General features: G+C 64.8%; 13 protein-coding genes. 2 read left to right on the top strand and 11 right to left on the bottom strand.

Annotated features, from left to right (window positions below; genetic code table 11):
- Positions 1-7 precede the first annotated feature (7 nt).
- The 4 genes from cpaB to JN531_RS09415 are packed head-to-tail and all read right to left on the bottom strand — an operon-like array spanning position 8 to position 2115.
- On the bottom strand, positions 8-928 hold the full coding sequence (cpaB, locus tag JN531_RS09430; protein ID WP_228348620.1) for a Flp pilus assembly protein CpaB: 921 nt from the start codon (positions 926-928) through the stop codon (positions 8-10).
- 20 nt (positions 929-948) lie between these two features.
- Positions 949-1431 (bottom strand): TadE family protein, encoded by a 483-nt coding sequence (locus JN531_RS09425; RefSeq protein WP_228348619.1) that lies wholly within the window; start codon positions 1429-1431, stop codon positions 949-951.
- Between the two features lies 1 nt (position 1432).
- Positions 1433-1867, bottom strand: a complete 435-nt coding sequence (locus JN531_RS09420) for a prepilin peptidase (protein ID WP_228348618.1) — start codon at positions 1865-1867, stop codon at positions 1433-1435.
- Positions 1868-1911: 44 nt separating this feature from the next.
- Positions 1912-2115: a Flp family type IVb pilin gene (locus JN531_RS09415; RefSeq protein WP_228348617.1), complete on the bottom strand. Its 204-nt coding sequence runs from the start codon at positions 2113-2115 to the stop codon at positions 1912-1914.
- 147 nt (positions 2116-2262) lie between these two features.
- Between JN531_RS09415 and JN531_RS09410 the strand changes: the two genes are divergently transcribed.
- Complete coding sequence (locus JN531_RS09410; RefSeq protein ID WP_228348616.1) at positions 2263-3102, top strand: symmetrical bis(5'-nucleosyl)-tetraphosphatase; 840 nt, start codon at positions 2263-2265, stop codon at positions 3100-3102.
- A gap of 32 nt (positions 3103-3134) precedes the next feature.
- Here JN531_RS09410 and JN531_RS09405 read toward each other — a convergent pair whose 3' ends face one another.
- From JN531_RS09405 to rluD, 7 genes are all read right to left on the bottom strand, one after another.
- Entirely contained in the window at positions 3135-4376 is a 1242-nt protein-coding gene (locus tag JN531_RS09405; protein ID WP_228348615.1) for a GGDEF domain-containing protein, read from the bottom strand.
- Between the two features lie 164 nt (positions 4377-4540).
- Positions 4541-5764 (bottom strand): GGDEF domain-containing protein, encoded by a 1224-nt coding sequence (locus tag JN531_RS09400; protein ID WP_228348614.1) that lies wholly within the window; start codon positions 5762-5764, stop codon positions 4541-4543.
- A gap of 164 nt (positions 5765-5928) precedes the next feature.
- Positions 5929-8505 carry an efflux RND transporter permease subunit gene (locus tag JN531_RS09395; RefSeq protein WP_228348613.1) on the bottom strand — a complete coding sequence of 859 codons (2577 nt, stop codon included), beginning with the start codon at positions 8503-8505 and terminating at the stop codon, positions 5929-5931.
- 23 nt (positions 8506-8528) lie between these two features.
- Positions 8529-9515 carry a WD40/YVTN/BNR-like repeat-containing protein gene (locus JN531_RS09390; RefSeq protein WP_228348612.1) on the bottom strand — a complete coding sequence of 329 codons (987 nt, stop codon included), beginning with the start codon at positions 9513-9515 and terminating at the stop codon, positions 8529-8531.
- Positions 9516-9620: 105 nt separating this feature from the next.
- A complete protein-coding gene (locus tag JN531_RS09385) occupies positions 9621-11969 on the bottom strand; it encodes a DUF1302 domain-containing protein (RefSeq protein ID WP_228348611.1) in 2349 nt (782 codons plus the stop codon).
- Between the two features lie 125 nt (positions 11970-12094).
- Positions 12095-12862 (bottom strand): peptidoglycan editing factor PgeF, encoded by a 768-nt coding sequence (gene pgeF / locus JN531_RS09380; RefSeq protein ID WP_436233291.1) that lies wholly within the window; start codon positions 12860-12862, stop codon positions 12095-12097.
- A complete protein-coding gene (rluD, locus tag JN531_RS09375; protein ID WP_228348609.1) occupies positions 12837-13829 on the bottom strand; it encodes a 23S rRNA pseudouridine(1911/1915/1917) synthase RluD in 993 nt (330 codons plus the stop codon). Before rluD ends, pgeF begins: the two co-directional genes overlap by 26 nt.
- A 45-nt stretch (positions 13830-13874) precedes the next feature.
- Here rluD and JN531_RS09370 point away from each other — a divergent pair, with 45 nt between their 5' ends.
- Entirely contained in the window at positions 13875-14768 is an 894-nt protein-coding gene (locus JN531_RS09370) for an outer membrane protein assembly factor BamD (protein WP_228348608.1), read from the top strand.
- The last annotated feature ends 10 nt before the right edge of the window (positions 14769-14778 follow it).

The raw sequence follows: 14778 nt of genomic DNA, 5'->3' as shown, positions 1-14778 counted from the left end.
GATGACCTCAGGGGGTGACTCGGGTGATTTCGGCACCCCGAATGATTTCGACCGAAGGCCGCGAAGGTCGCGCCTTGGCGACGGCGGGCGGCGGCTTGATGCGCGCCAGTTCTGCAATCGAGATGACCTGGTCCGGCACCTCGCGGTCGCGGATATCGGCAACGGCGGCCGCCGTCAGCGGGAGACCGGTCTCAGCTGTGGGGGTGACTTCACCGCTGGCGGCGCGCTGACCATGCAACGACAACCGCAGTTCTCCCAGGCTCATCCCCAGCATGACACGCGTGGTGTCTCGCTCGGGGACCGCCAACACCGCGGTGCGAACGCGCCGGCGGGCGTCGGCCGAGCCCTCGGCGGCATCGGTCAGACCTTCGGGCCGGTCGATAATCCGGTCCTCATAAGCCAGGACACGAACCTGCTTCAACAGGATGCGCGACTGTGCCGCATCGACGCCGACGCCTCCACGCAAGTAGAGCAACAGGTCGACGATATCGCCCGGCCGCACGAACCCGCCGACCGAAATGACGTCGTTGACCTCCATCGAGATGGCCTGATGACCTTCCGGAATGATCCGTGCCAGCGCATTGCCCTCGCTGAAATAGCGCGGCGTGACAGGCGCCCCGGCGTCAACGTCAACCAGCGGAATCCGACCGACGACTTCATCGAGATTGGTGAAGTAGCGGGTCGGTGCGACCGACACCGGAACCAGCGACACCGCCTCTCGCGGGATCGCCTGATAGGCCGCCAGCGGCTTCACCGCCACCACCGCCAGCGTCTGGGGAACCTGCGCCTGTTGGGCGCTCGCTTCCGCGCGGGCAGCTTCTGCCTCGGCCGTGCTCTGTCGATAGCTGTTGGCGACCAGCACCCCAAGCCCCACCGCCACCACCGCCATCACCGCCGCGGCAACCTTCATTCCGGTGCTGCTGTTCATTGCGTTCCTCCCACCCTCTTTTATAGCCGCGCCACTGCCTGGGCGCGAAGCGATTGTGGCAACGGCGGCACGTTGCCGATCAACGGTAACGTGATTCGCGGAAACAGGGGGGGGTCCGCGATCGGCATCGTCAGTGTGACGATGATGCCACCCCCGTCCGGCGGGCAACTGGCATTGGCACTCTCCGGACAGAACTGTACCTGCACCGCGGACCCGCCGGTACCGACCACGCGATCTCGTTGGTGTACCGGCAACCAGTTCAGTACCGACGCGGCAGTCTGACGGGCTTGGGTGGTCCGCAGGACATCGGCATTGGCGGCAGACGGGTCCACGCGGACCGCGGCTTCAGCCGATTCCTGCGCAGCGAAGTTGAGGGCACTGTTGAGCACGAACACGTAGCTGTAGACGACGATGCCGTACATCAGCAGAAACAGCAGGGGAAAGACGAAGGCGAATTCCACCGCCACCGCCCCCAGCTGTTTCCGCGTGCTTCGCATCGTCATGTCATAACCATCCGTGATGAAGTCCGTAGGCGCCTACAAACCCGACAACCAGCGCCGGTGCCAGCGGCCAACGCAGCCCTCGCCCGCCCATTTTTCGCAGTTGCAGGCTGATGACACCGGCGATGACCGCTGTCATCAAGGTCGCGGTGGCCGCCACCGGCAAGCCGACGATCAGGCCGAGGATCGCGGCGAACTTGACGTCACCGGCGCCCACCTGGCGCAGGCTGTAGCCGAGCATCCACGGCCCTGCGGCGACCACCATGCCCAGCAAGGCCTCCATCACCCCGGCGCCCAGCAACGACTGTCGATTGATTGTCACCGCAAGAACGGCGCAGACCAGCACCGGCAACAGCAACAGGTTGGGGACACGCTGCTGTCGCCAATCATAGAACGCCACCGACACTGCCCATGCGGCAATCAACCCAGGCACCACCACGATCAAGCCTCCTGTGCGTCATGGACCCACCCGACGCCCCCGGATCAGCCGGTCGTCGCGCCGCCGCCGGTCCCTTCTGCCGCGCCCTCGACTTCATCCGAGGCAGCGCCGAACAAGGTATTCAGACCGTCGCCCAGCAGACCCAGGACGATGATCAGTGCAACCGCGATCAGTCCGATGATCAAGCCGTACTCGACTGCGCTCGCGCCTTCTTCATCCTTCAGAAACTCTTTGATGTACGTCAGCATGCTGTTCTCCGATCCGCCCCTGTGGCGGGTGTCAATCATGTGGGATGATCTTGATTCTGGTTGGCTTCAGCGTCAAAGCAGGTGGACGGGCCATTTACTACCGTTCATCCCGCATCAGCATTTTCTTACATTAGCAGGATTCCTCCCATGCACCCTCCCGAACGCTGCTTCGCGGTCGGCGATGTACAGGGTTGCCTGACACCGCTGCAACGGCTGCTCGAAGACCTTTGCTTCGATCCCGCCCATGACCACCTCATCCTGGTCGGCGATCTGGTCAATCGCGGACCCGATTCCCTCGGCGTGCTGCGGTTCGCCCGCGGTCTCGGCGACGCCGCCACCTGCCTGCTCGGCAACCATGACCTGCACCTGCTGGCAGCGGCCCGCAACGGGCGCCTGAACCGCAAGGACACCCTCGACGACCTTCTGGCCGCTGACGACCGCGACCTCCTGCTGCACTGGCTACGCCACCGGCCGCTCTGCCACTGGCACGCCCCGAGCGACACCCTGCTGGTGCACGCCGGTCTCGCGCCGCAATGGACCGCGCAGCAGGCACGGGCGCTGGCTGCAGAGGTCGAGGCTGTACTCCGTGGCCCGGACCATGGCCGCCTGCTGGACCAGCTGTATGGCGACGATCCCGACCACTGGCATCCGGCGCTGGCCGACATCGAGCGCTGGCGCTTCGTCATCAACACCCTGACCCGAATGCGCATGCTGCACGCCGATGGCCGCCTGAACCTCCGGCACAAGGGCCCCCCGGACGCTGCAGACCCAAGTTCGATTCCGTGGTTCCTGTGGCCACAGCGCGCCTGGGCGGGAACCCGCATCGTCTTCGGTCACTGGTCGACCTTGGGCCGACTGGCATGGCCCCAAGCGCAGGTCTACGGGCTCGACAGTGGATGTGTCTGGGGCGGCGCATTGACCGCCATGGAGCTCAATACCGGCGTCATCACCCAGCAGCCCTGTCCGCCGGCGCAAACGCCCGGTTGATCATCACCGCAGCGTCGCCGTCGCGAGGGCCCCTACGCTGGACGTCCCTGCTGGCCGGGTTCGGTGGCCGGCAAGTCAAGCCCCAGTCGCACCCGGTTGCGCCCCTGCCGCTGCGCGCGTCGGAGTTGTTGGTCAGCCAGGCTCAGGGCATCGTCCACCGGCACGTCTCCGCCCAGTTCGACCGCACCGATGCTGACCGTCATCAGCCCGGTGGGCGCCACCGGATGCCGGCGCTCAAGCGACTCGACCTGCACCCGCAGCGCTTCCAGTCGCAGTTCGGCATCGGCGGCCGAACAGTCCTGTAGTACCAGAACGAAGGTCGCCTCATCCAGGCGCCCGGCGACGTCAAGTGCACGACGCGCGAAATCACGGACCACGCGACCGACAACATTGATGGCCTCATCGGTGGCCAGCCGACCTTCTCGTGTCTGATAAGCACGGAAATGATCGATCTCGACCAGCGCAATGACCTGCCGCTGGCCCAGACGCTGTGCATGCTGTGCCAGTCGTCGATAGTAGCTGTCGAAGGCCCGTGCATTGAGAAGGCCGGTGAGCAGATCGTTGGCCGCGGACGCGCGCAACACCACCTGTGCAGCCCAGGCACGTCGCCCAGCCAAGTCGGTCCAGAAGCCGCCGACCAGAATCACGCCGAGCGACAGGAACTCCATGACCGCCTGCATCGCTGTGGTTTGGTGGGGGGTGTAGCCGCTCCATTCGCCGATCGCCCGCATGCCACCGTAGGCGATGATCAGCCCCAGCGCGTAGCGCCCGCGGAACCGCCCGAGCACCATCACGGTACACAGCGCCACCAGACTGACCAGTACTGTCGGCGCGGCGGTGGTTCGATAGGCCCACCACTGCAGGCCACCGATGAGCAGCAGCGCGGCCACCCACACGGCAATCGCGCCCCAGGGGCGACGCGGTCGCCACAGGACCAATGCCAGTGCCAGGCCCCAGGCGGGCAGCAGCAGCACGTGCGCAACCGATGCGATGGCCGCAGCGGCCAGCGGCCCGACGGCGCTCTCGGCGACCATGGCGGGGACCAGCAGGCAGAGCATGATGACCAACAACGACAGGGTGACCCTCGCACCGCGCGCCTGTTGACGAGCGTGCAACTGATAGTCTGCCTCGGCAGCGTCAGGGAATCGGAATGGCGGTCGGGTCGCCACACTGGCCTTGGCCAGTTCGCGAACGGTGTCGGCCGGGTACGCATCATTGGCCGCGACCCGATGGCGACCGAGCACTTCAGCATCCAGCGTGACGACGTCAGACACGACACATCCCCATCCAGCCCCGGCGACACCCCGTCGAGCCCGCTACGATGACGGTGGTCGACATCGGCATTAAAGGCACGAACCCGGTCGGCCACCAGCCCCCAGCCGCCGAACGGTGGCCTGCGCTGGATCAGCGCACACCACAGAGCCTGGCCCCGCCCTCGTCAGGCGTCCGTATCGGCCGCAACCACCCGGTTGCGCCCCAGATGCTTGGCGCGATAGAGCTGCTCGTCTGCCATGGCGTAGGCGGATTCCAGCGGCACCTCACCGCCGACCTGGACCACCCCCATGCTGATGGTCAATACCCCCGACTCGGTATCAGGATGGGGCAGCGCCAGCGCTTCGACCTTGCGACGAAGACGCTCCAGCCGCTCGAGGGCTCCCGGTAACTGGCAATCAAACAGGACCAGCGAGAACTCCTCGCCACCCACGCGTGCCGCCGTATCCAGCGATCGTCGGGAGAAATCGCGCAACATCACGCCCAGCTCGGTGAGCGCTCGATCACCAGCCGGGTGCCCGTGGTGGTCGTTGTAGCCCTTGAAGTGATCCACATCGATCAGGGCCAGCACCAGGGGACACCCCTGCCGTTGCGCCTGCAGGCTGATCCGCTGGTAGTACTGTTCGAACGCCCGACGGTTGAACATGCCGGTCAGGAAATCGGTCGCTGCTGCTGCATGCAGCAGCACCTGCGCGGCCCAGGCACGGCGGTTGCTCATCTCGTTCCAGAGGCCGCCCAGTAGCAGGATGGAGAGCCCAAGGCCCTCCAGCAACCAGTGCCGGGTGGCATACCGAGGACCGTCGCCAAGGACACCATTGACGAAGGTCATCACGAGAAAGTACGCAGCGATCAGGCCGAATGCATCCGGTAGCCGGAAGCGCCCCAACACCAGCACCGCCATCATGCTCAGCACTGCCAGCACCACCGGGGGTACCGCCGCAGTCAGGAAGCCGTGGTCGCCCAGCACCTGCAAGGCCACCGCCTGCGACAACGCCGCCAACCAAATCAGCCGCGCCCCCAGGGCCCGATCCGGCCACCGCCACAGCACCAGCACCGCAACCAGCCAAAACGGCAGCAACACCCCCAGTCCGACCAGACGAACCGGTCCGCCGAGCCGAAGTAGATCGACCAGTTGCTCGTCGACATCAAGACGGCCGGTGAGCAGACATAGGGCTGCCATCAACAGACACAGGGTCAGTCGGGCACCGCGGGAGTCGCGTCGAAGATGCGCCCGGAAATGCTGTTCGGCCGGTTCGGGAAACCGCAGATCAGGGCGTCGTTGCTCGCTGGCGCGCGCCAGATCCCGAAGCAGCTGCGGCGAATAACGCTCGGCCTCGGCAGGCGCGAACCGCCGCTCAGCGGCCTCTCCGATATCGGCGGCTCTTTCCATGATCGCGCGGTCCCCGTGAATCCAGACTGCCTCTGTCGCGGCCTGAAAGCCTGCGCGAGGCATTGTTCCTCAGTTGTTTTACCCTCTCCACCCACCGCTGACAACTGTACCGACGACAAAAAAAACCCCGCCGTGACGGGCGGGGTTCGTGGGCCGACTGAGGGTCAGCCGTTGGGCAACTTCATCAGATATCGGCACAGTGCCGGACAGACGAAGACGGCACCGAGCATGTTGGCGAAGAAAGCGAACGTGAGCAGGATGCCCATGTCTGCCTGGAACTGCAGCCCCGACCACAACCAGGTCGCCACCGAGCCCGACAGCACCAGGCCGGTGAACATGACCGGCTTGCCGGTCATGCGCAACGTCTCATAGTACGCCTCGGCGAGGCTGAGGCCCTTCTTCACATACTCCTCGATGGTCGAGTAGATGTAGATCCCATAGTCAACACCAATCCCGACCGCCAGGGCTGCCACCGGCAGGGTCGCCACCTTCATGCCGATGCCATTGATGGCCATCAGCGCGTAGATCAGCTGCGACACCACGTATAGCGGCAGCAGGATGGAGAACACGCCAGCGACGTTCCGGAACGACAGCCAGAGAAAGACGATGATGACCGCATACACGTAGTAGACGATCTCCTTCTCTTTCTCCATGACCACTTCATTGGTCGCCGCCATGACACCGACATTGGCAGTTGCCAGCGCGAAGTTGACCGGGCAGTCGACGCTGAATTCGTCGTACTGCGTCTCGGCCTCGTCTTCACTGGCGCGCAGCGCCACCACTTCCGGGTGCTCGTCGATCTGTGTCTCGGTCAACCCCTGGCCGCGCAGCCGTTCGGTCTTCTGCCGCAACTGCAGCCGCAGGTCACCCCAGGCACGGCGGGCGACCGTGCGCCCAGCGCACTGTTCGGGATCGGCGTTGGGATGTTCTTCGTAGTACTCCTCGGCATTCGCGGCATTGAAGGCCTTCACCGCATCGGTCGCCCGAGTGATGGTAGTGGCCTTGTGATCGGCCATGAACAGGAACACCGCCATTGCCGAACAGTCGGGATTGAGCAACCCGGACGAGGTTGGGATCGGCGTGATTGCCTGCACCATCACGTACTGATTGCGCGGCAGGATGTGGTACTTCGGCGATGCCTCCGAGAATGCGGCCGTCACCTGTTTGGCAGCCCACGGCAGCGAAACATAGGACTGCACACCCTCGACGTTCTGCATGGTCCAGGCAAATCGGTCGATTTGCGACATCACGTCGTAGCGGATGCACGCATCCTTCGAGGTTTCGGCAATGACCTTGAGGATATCGGTGCCGATGGCGAAATTCTCCACCACCGCCTCGGTGTCCTGGTTGTAGCGGGAATCCGGTCGCAGCTCGGGCACACCGGCCTGCGCATCCCCATAGATCATGTCGCCGCCTTTCCATAGCGCCCAGCCGTACACAGCCGCGACTGACAAAATGATCACTGCAGCCGGCACCGGCCGCGTCACCACCGTCATCGCACGGAAGACCGGATTGAATACCGCTTCGCGTGCCTCCTGCTTCTTGACGAATGCATCAACGTCCTTGACGTCCATGTAGGTCAGCCAGATCGGCATCAGCACCTTGTTGGTGATGATGATCGCGATCATGCCGTAGGACGCATTGATGGCCATCTCGCGGATCACGTCGATCGGGATCAGCATGATGGTGAGGAAGCCGGCGGTATCCGTAATCAGCGCCGTGGTCCCTGGAATCGCCAGGCGACGAAAGGTCTCCACCGAGGCGTCATAGCTGCTCTTGCCGGTCGCCAGCTCCGATACCCAGGAGCTCGTGTACTGCACCCCGTGGGAAACCGACACTGACAAGATCAGGAACGGCACCAGAATGGCGAAGGGATCCAGCCCGTATCCCGACAGGGTGAGCAGGCCGAATTCCCAGATGACCGCCACGAAGGCACACACCAGCGGCAGGATCGACAGCTTGAAACTGCCGAGATACAGAATCAGCAGGACAAAGGTCATCCCCAGCGCGACGAAGAAGTAGGTGATGACCTCCATCGCGGCATCGGTCACGTCGCCGATCACTTTGGCGAAGCCGAGGATGTGGACGTCGACCTGGTCGTCCTCGAACTGGCGGATCTTCTCCTCCAGCTGACGGGCCGCTTCCTGGTAATCGAGCTTCTCGCCGGTCACCGGATCGGTCTCCAGCAACTCGGCGAACACCATGGCGCCGCGCTGGTCCTTGGTGGTGTAACGGCCGATGATGCCGGCCTTGCCCACGTTCGAGCGCACCAGGTCAAAGTAGTAATCGGTCGGCTGGAACTCCGCCGGGATCACGTTACCGCCGCGAAAGCCGCCTTCCACAACCTCGATGAAGCGAACATCCGGCGTGAACAGCGACGATACCCGCGAGCGGTCGACCCCGGGCAGAAAAAAGACCTCGTCGGTCACTTGCTTCAGCTTGGAAAGGAAGTGCTCGTTATAGATGTCGCCTTCCTTCTGGATCAGCGCCACCAGCACCGTGTTGGCGCCCCCGAACTCTGCCTCGTAATGCTTGTACACCTGCATGTACTCGTGCTCGAGCGGGATCGACTTGTCGAACCCGGCATCCACGTGCGTCCCCGATGCAAACCAGGTAAACAGCGCGGTGAAGCCGGCCAACAGCGCCAGCATGAGCATGCGCCGACCATAAATGATCGGCTCGATGACCTTGAGAATCTTTTCCTGCATGCCGCCAGGCGCGTCGCTGGATGGAGCGGCCATGGTGTCTCCCCTGAGAAGCGTATTTAGTTTGTCAGTGCTGCGCGCTGGACGCCCGACTCGCCGACGGACAACAGCCCGTCGCCGAACTCGATGGCGGCTGACAGGGGCGTACCCCGGGCAGACTTGTAGGTTGATACCTGCTGGCCATCGACCAGGGTGACCACACCGTTGAGACCCACCAGTGCAACCCGCCCGTCATCCAGCCGGGTGCCGCCGAACATGGTTGCCACGTTCTCGTTCTCCAGCGTTTGCCAGCCGTCGACCCCGGGCTGGGCCACCGGGTCGTCGTTGCGGTAGAGCGTGCCGCGCAGCCCGAAGACCAGCACGCCATTCTCGCCGGCCGGCACGGCGCCGAAGAAGGAACTCTCGTAGGGTGATTCCATCCGCGTCCAGGTCTCGCCGTCATCGGTCGAGAACGCCAGCATCCCCAGTTCGCCGGCGATGAACAGGGCGCCACTGTTGAGCCGCGTGATGCTGTTGAAATGCACTTCTTCGTCGCGGATCACCGGCGCCTCGACTTCCGTCCAGGTCTCACCACCATCGGTGGTTTCCATCATCAGACCGTAAGCGCCCACCGCCAGTACGCGCCCGGCATCAAACACCTGCAGGTCGAGAAAAGGCTTTTCCAGTTCGGGGTCGAAGTGTTGCAGGGTCCACTGCCGGCCGCCGTCGCGGGTGTGCACGATGGTGGCATCGTGGCCGACCGCCCAGCCGTGCTCGCCGTCATCGGCGAACGCCACGGCCGTCAGCGCGGCGCGTACCGGCACCTCGGTCTGGGCCCACTCGTTGCCATCCGCCGACAGCAGGATGTGACCACGGTCCCCCACCGCCACCAGCCGTTTGCCGGTGTTGACCACATCGAGCAGCAGGCTCTCGTCGGCCAGCGGCATGATCTGCGCCGGACGCGGGATCAGCTTCACGGTGATCTCTTCCTGGGCGGTCACGGCCGTCGCTGACAACACCAGCGACGACAGCAGCAAGCCGCCCACAACGCCCTTCATGTGTCTCATCACGCTTCTCCCCACACGCAGTCTCGACTGCTGTTGATTGTGTTCTCGACCCCGCGTCGCCAAGCCGGGGTCGACCGGAGCCGGACGGATATCCGGCCGTGGGGATCAGAACTGGTACCCCAGCCACAGCAGCAGGTTGTCACGGTCACGTTGCGCATCCCGGACACCGCCGCCTGTGAACCAAGTGTAACGAAGTTCACCCAGGTACTTCGACAGATAATCCCAGCGTACGCCGGAGATGATCTGCTTGCGCCCCTCGACGAAATTCTGCCCGAGCCCGGGTCCAACGCCTTCGACGTCATGGAAGAAGGCGTTGAGGAACTCAAGGTTGACCCCGAAGATGGCATTGTCATAACGCGTCAGCGTGACGAAACGATAACCATAGGACTCCTGGGTGCCGAAGCCGCTGCGGTCATACCAGGCGGTGGGGTTCTGCAGGCCGTTCTGGAAGGTGCGGCTGTCGCTGCTGGGGTCATTGATGTCCGACCGGATGTCGGCCGGGTTAAGCCCCACCGTGCCGTCCGCGCCGGCCGAAACATGGGTGTCGGTGCCGGCGCCGTTGGCCTGGAATTCCGACAGCTCAGGGTAGCCCGGCAGATGGGTGTAGCCCATTTCCAGCAACAGCGTCATCTGCGATGCGCCGAACGGATTCTCGGTAGCACCCAGCAGTCGCAACAGCGACACGTTGAGTTGCCCGATGCCCATCGGCTCCCAGCCGCGCACGTACTGCCCCGGTTGCGTTTCCACCCCACGGTAATTGGTCTGGATGAAGTCCGGCACCGCCGTGCGCCGGCCCGGCAGGGTGGCAATGGTCAGGTCGAGGTCGTTGGCGGGGAAGGCCGGCTGCAACAGCGCGAAAATGAGATCGGTGGTGTGCACCTGGATCGGCAGGTTGTCACGCCACACGTACTCACCCGACAGGGCGTAGCCGCCCACCGTGGTGTTGAACGACAACCCGTACATGCGAATGTCTTCGGGGTACTCGACAAAGATGCTGGCGGTATCCAGCGGCAGGGCGTCCCGCGTCAGCGGCAACTGAGCGCCACTGCTCAGCAGGTCGACCAGCCCGCCGATGGTGCCAACGGGATCCGTCAGGTCCAGTGGCAGATCAATGCCACAGCTCAGCGCAATGGGAATCAGCGCTCCGGCGAGCCCCCCCGTCACACTGTCCGGCAGACAGGTCGACTGTGCCGCGAAACCACTGACACTGGGGACCCGGGCGTGGTAGTTGGCGAAGTACAGGCCAAACTCGGTGCCGCCGTTGAGGTTCTCGGCGAAATACCGCAGCGACACCCCGTACTGGCCACCATCGTCCGGTTCACGCGCAGCTTCCTCGGCGAAGTTGCGCTGCAAGGTGCGGCTCGACGGCGAGTTGAGGATGAAGGACGGGTCATCCGGGTTGTCGCCGGGGATGTAGGTTCCCCGGGTCGTCAGCTGGTAGGTATCGTCAGGGCCGCTCGGGATGTAGGCCTGGCCCGGATCTTCCGGTGCCTTGGCGAACGACAGCATGGCGTGGGTCCCGCCCTCGCCCAGGATGTCAGACACGGAGAAGAAACTGCCCACCGGGTCGATGGAGATCGGCTCCCATTCGTAGCCGTAAAACAGCTCCATGTTCAGCCCGTAGGTCAGCTCGGTGTTGAGCGTCACCATGCCGAGGGGCCGTTGCAGCTCCTTGACGTCAAAGCCCGGGACTCGCAGCAGTGCCTGATCGGCCGGGTTGATCGAATTCAGCGAATTGGCCAGCAGGAAGCCGGACTCGCCCCAGTTGAGCACCTGCTGACCCACCTTGACACTGATGAACCGGTCAGCAATCTCGAAACTGCGGCTGACGAAAAAGTCGAGGAAGCGCAGCTCTCGTGCGATCACGTCCTTGCCTGCCGAGGAGAAATTCTCACGTCCGGCCTGCAGGGTGGTATCCGGGTGAATCTGGGTGAGATCGTCGTACTGCGCATCGAACAGCGCCAGCGTTCGGATGAACACGTTGGCGTCGAACACCTCGAACGAGATGTCGGTGGTCAGCTTGGTGGCCCCGTGAACCAGGTCGTACTTGTCGAAGTTGAGATTGCCATTGTCGGCATTCGGCGAAAATGACCCGGGCTGACCGAGAAAGAACGTGTTGGGGTTGATACCCCCCTGCGCCGGATCGGGATCACCGGTCGCCGAGCAGGTGTTGCCGGAAAAGGTATTGGTGCCGCGCGGACCCGGGCCGCTGCTGCCATCGTCCCCGACCCGGGCGACACAGATGCCCGGATTGAGCGTGCTCTTGCCGATGTTGCTGCTGTCGATATCCTGCATGCGCATCAGCGCGCCGACCGTAACCAGATTGCCGACCGAGACGGTCGTCCCGGCCAGGTCAAATTGCAGTGCCGACGCAGAAATCGGCAACAATCCCAGAGTCGCGGCCAACAGCAGGCCACCGTGCCGGGTGTTCGGGTTTTTGGGTGATACGGGCATCCTCTTGCTCCCTCGCCTCATGTCGTTATCGTGGGCCGTCACCATGGGGGCTCGACCTTTCAGCGTCTTGTAGCAGAGCCCGGCAGCACGGTGCAATAAGAAAGTTGGCCCCGGGCCCGACGGCATCAGGTCCTCGGTCGCAACCAGATCAGACTGGCCATGCGTCCGCAGTCGGTCTGGCGGCGGTAGGAGAACCACTGCGCCGATTCTTCGAAGGTGCAGTGCGCGCCACCCGCCACGGCATCCACCCCCAAGACCCGCAACCGTCTTCGCGCCAGACCCGGCAGGTCCGCCATCCAGCGGCCCGGCCGCAACGACGGCTCGAAGCAGGCGCTGGCGTCGCCATCGGCCGCGATGAATGCAGCACGGACCTCGGGGCCCACCTCGAAGGCGCGCGGCCCGATGGCCGGCCCCAGCCAGACGCGCAGCGCCGCAGGATCCACCTGCATCGCCGCCACCACGTGTTCCAGCACGCCAGCCGCAAGGCCGCGCCAGCCAGCATGGGCGGCCGCTACCACCGTGGCGTCGCGATCACAGAGCAACACCGGGAGACAGTCCGCCGTCAGTACCGCACAGGCTTCGCCGGGCACCCGGGACACCGCCGCATCGGCCTCCGGGCAGCCGCTCGCCGGCAGCGACACCACCCGGGTCCCGTGCACCTGTCGCAGCCAGGTGATCCGCCTCACCTCCGGCAGCGCGCGCAGCAGCGCCGCACGGTTGGCCGCCACCGCGGCGACCGGCGCACCGACATGGTCTGCCAGGTTGAACCCAAACCCCTGATCGGTCCCCCGTCTGGTTTGCAGGGCACCGACCCCGGACGGCAACGACCAAACCGGCGGGGCTGCCGGCACCCCGGGGTCGGCAGCCTCAGGCGCCGTCGTCACGTGGGTCATACGCCGCCAAAGCGGCCAGCAAGGCCGACAGATCCTCGGGCGGCTCACAGTTCCAACGGGCTGCCACCCGCTGCCGCGGGTGCATGAGGCCGAGGACCCGGGCATGCAGCGCCTGACGTGAAAATCCTGCCAGCAACGTCCGCAGTGCTTCCGGCAGACCGCTTCCGCGGACCAACTGGGCGCCGTAGAGCAGGTCGCCGACGAGCGGGTGGCGCAAATGGGCCAGATGTACCCGGATCTGATGCGTACGCCCGGTCTCCAGCCGCACCCGCAGGTGGCTGTGATGACCAAAGTGCTGTTCGACGCGGTAATGAGTCACCGCCTCGCGCCCGCCGCGCGGCACCACCGCCATTTTCAGCCGGTCCCGCGGATGGCGGCCAATGGGGGCATCAATGGTGCCCCCGGCGATCAACGGCCCCTGGGTCACCGCGTCGTATTCACGATGGACCTCGCGCGCCGCCAGCTGCGCCACCAGCGATGCGTGGGCTTCCAGGGTCAAGGCCACCACCAGCAGACCGCTGGTGTCCTTGTCCAGCCGGTGCACGATGCCTGCGCGCGGCACCGCAGCCGTCTGGGGAAAGTGATGCAACAGTGCATTCTGCAGCGTCCCGTCGGGCTGCCCGGCGCCCGGGTGCACAGTCAGGCCGGCCGGCTTGGCGATCACCGCGATGTCTCGGTCGGCATCAATGACGGTCAACGGCAGGTCCTGCGGCAACACCCGGGTGTCGGCGGCCGGCTCGGCATCCACTTCAACCAGCGCCCCCGCGGCAACCGGATCGCGTGCGCGCACCACCACCGCCCCGTCGACGCGCACGCGGCCGTCGGCGATCCACTGCTGCAACCGGGCACGGGAATAACTGTCGAACAGACGGGCGCAGGCGATATCGGTCCGCTGGCCGTCCAGGGCATCGTCCACCACCGCACTGAGGGTGTGGTCGTCATCCTCCACAGGCGTCACCGGGCGCATTGGCTATACTCGACCGCTTCACACCGCTCGCTTCCTGACGCTTTCATGACTGCCATTCTCCGCTTCCTGGGATTCGCCATTGTCCTCGCCACGCTCGGCGCCTGCGCGTCGAAGGGCGGTACCGCCTTGCCACCGGACAATCCGTTCGGTCCTGACCGTGTCAGCCAGCGCGAACTGCGACTGGAGGCCACTGAATTGTATCGGGCCTCACGCGAAGCCCTGATCTCGTCGGATTTCGCGACGGCGATCAGCCGCTACGACATGCTGATCACCCGCTATCCGTTCTCGGTGTTTTCCACCCAGGCGGAGCTTGAACGGGTTTACGCCTATTACCGCAACTTCGAGGTGGACCGCGCGCTGGCCGCAGCCGACCGCTTCCTCCGCGACCACCCGCGCCACGATGCCAGTGCCTACGTGCACTATCTCAAGGGCCTGATCAATCAGAGCCGCGGTGACCGCGTGCTGACCGGCCTGGGCGTCGACACCACCCGCGACGACGTCACCTATGCCCGCCGCGCTTTCGATGATTTCGCGCTATTGGTGCAGAAATATCCGGACAGCCCCTATGTCGGTGATGCGCGCCAACGCATGGTGGAACTGCGCAACCGTATCGCCAGCCATGAGCTTCACATCGTCCGGTTCTATGTCAAACGCGGGGCCTTTCTGGCAGCCGCGCGTCGCGCCGAAAGCCTGGTGGCCACCTATCCCGGCGCTCCGGCAGCGGCCGAAGCGCTGGCCCTGATGGAGCGTAGCTATCGCACCCTCGGCCTTGATGCTCAGGCCGACGCCACCGAAACCCTGCTCCGCGGAAACGGCCTGCCAACCGCTGCCGACCTCGGCGAGCGCGAGGTCGAGCCGGGCCTGCTGCAACGCATCAGTACCACCATCGGCGGCTGGTTCGGCATCGGCGACGATGCCGATGAAGCACTCGGCGTCTAGCCGCGTCTTC

Source organism: Flagellatimonas centrodinii (assembly GCF_016918765.2).
GTDB lineage: Bacteria > Pseudomonadota > Gammaproteobacteria > Nevskiales > Nevskiaceae > Polycyclovorans > Polycyclovorans centrodinii.
Note: the sequence above shows the minus strand (reverse complement) of the source record. Positions and strands in the feature narration are given on the sequence as shown.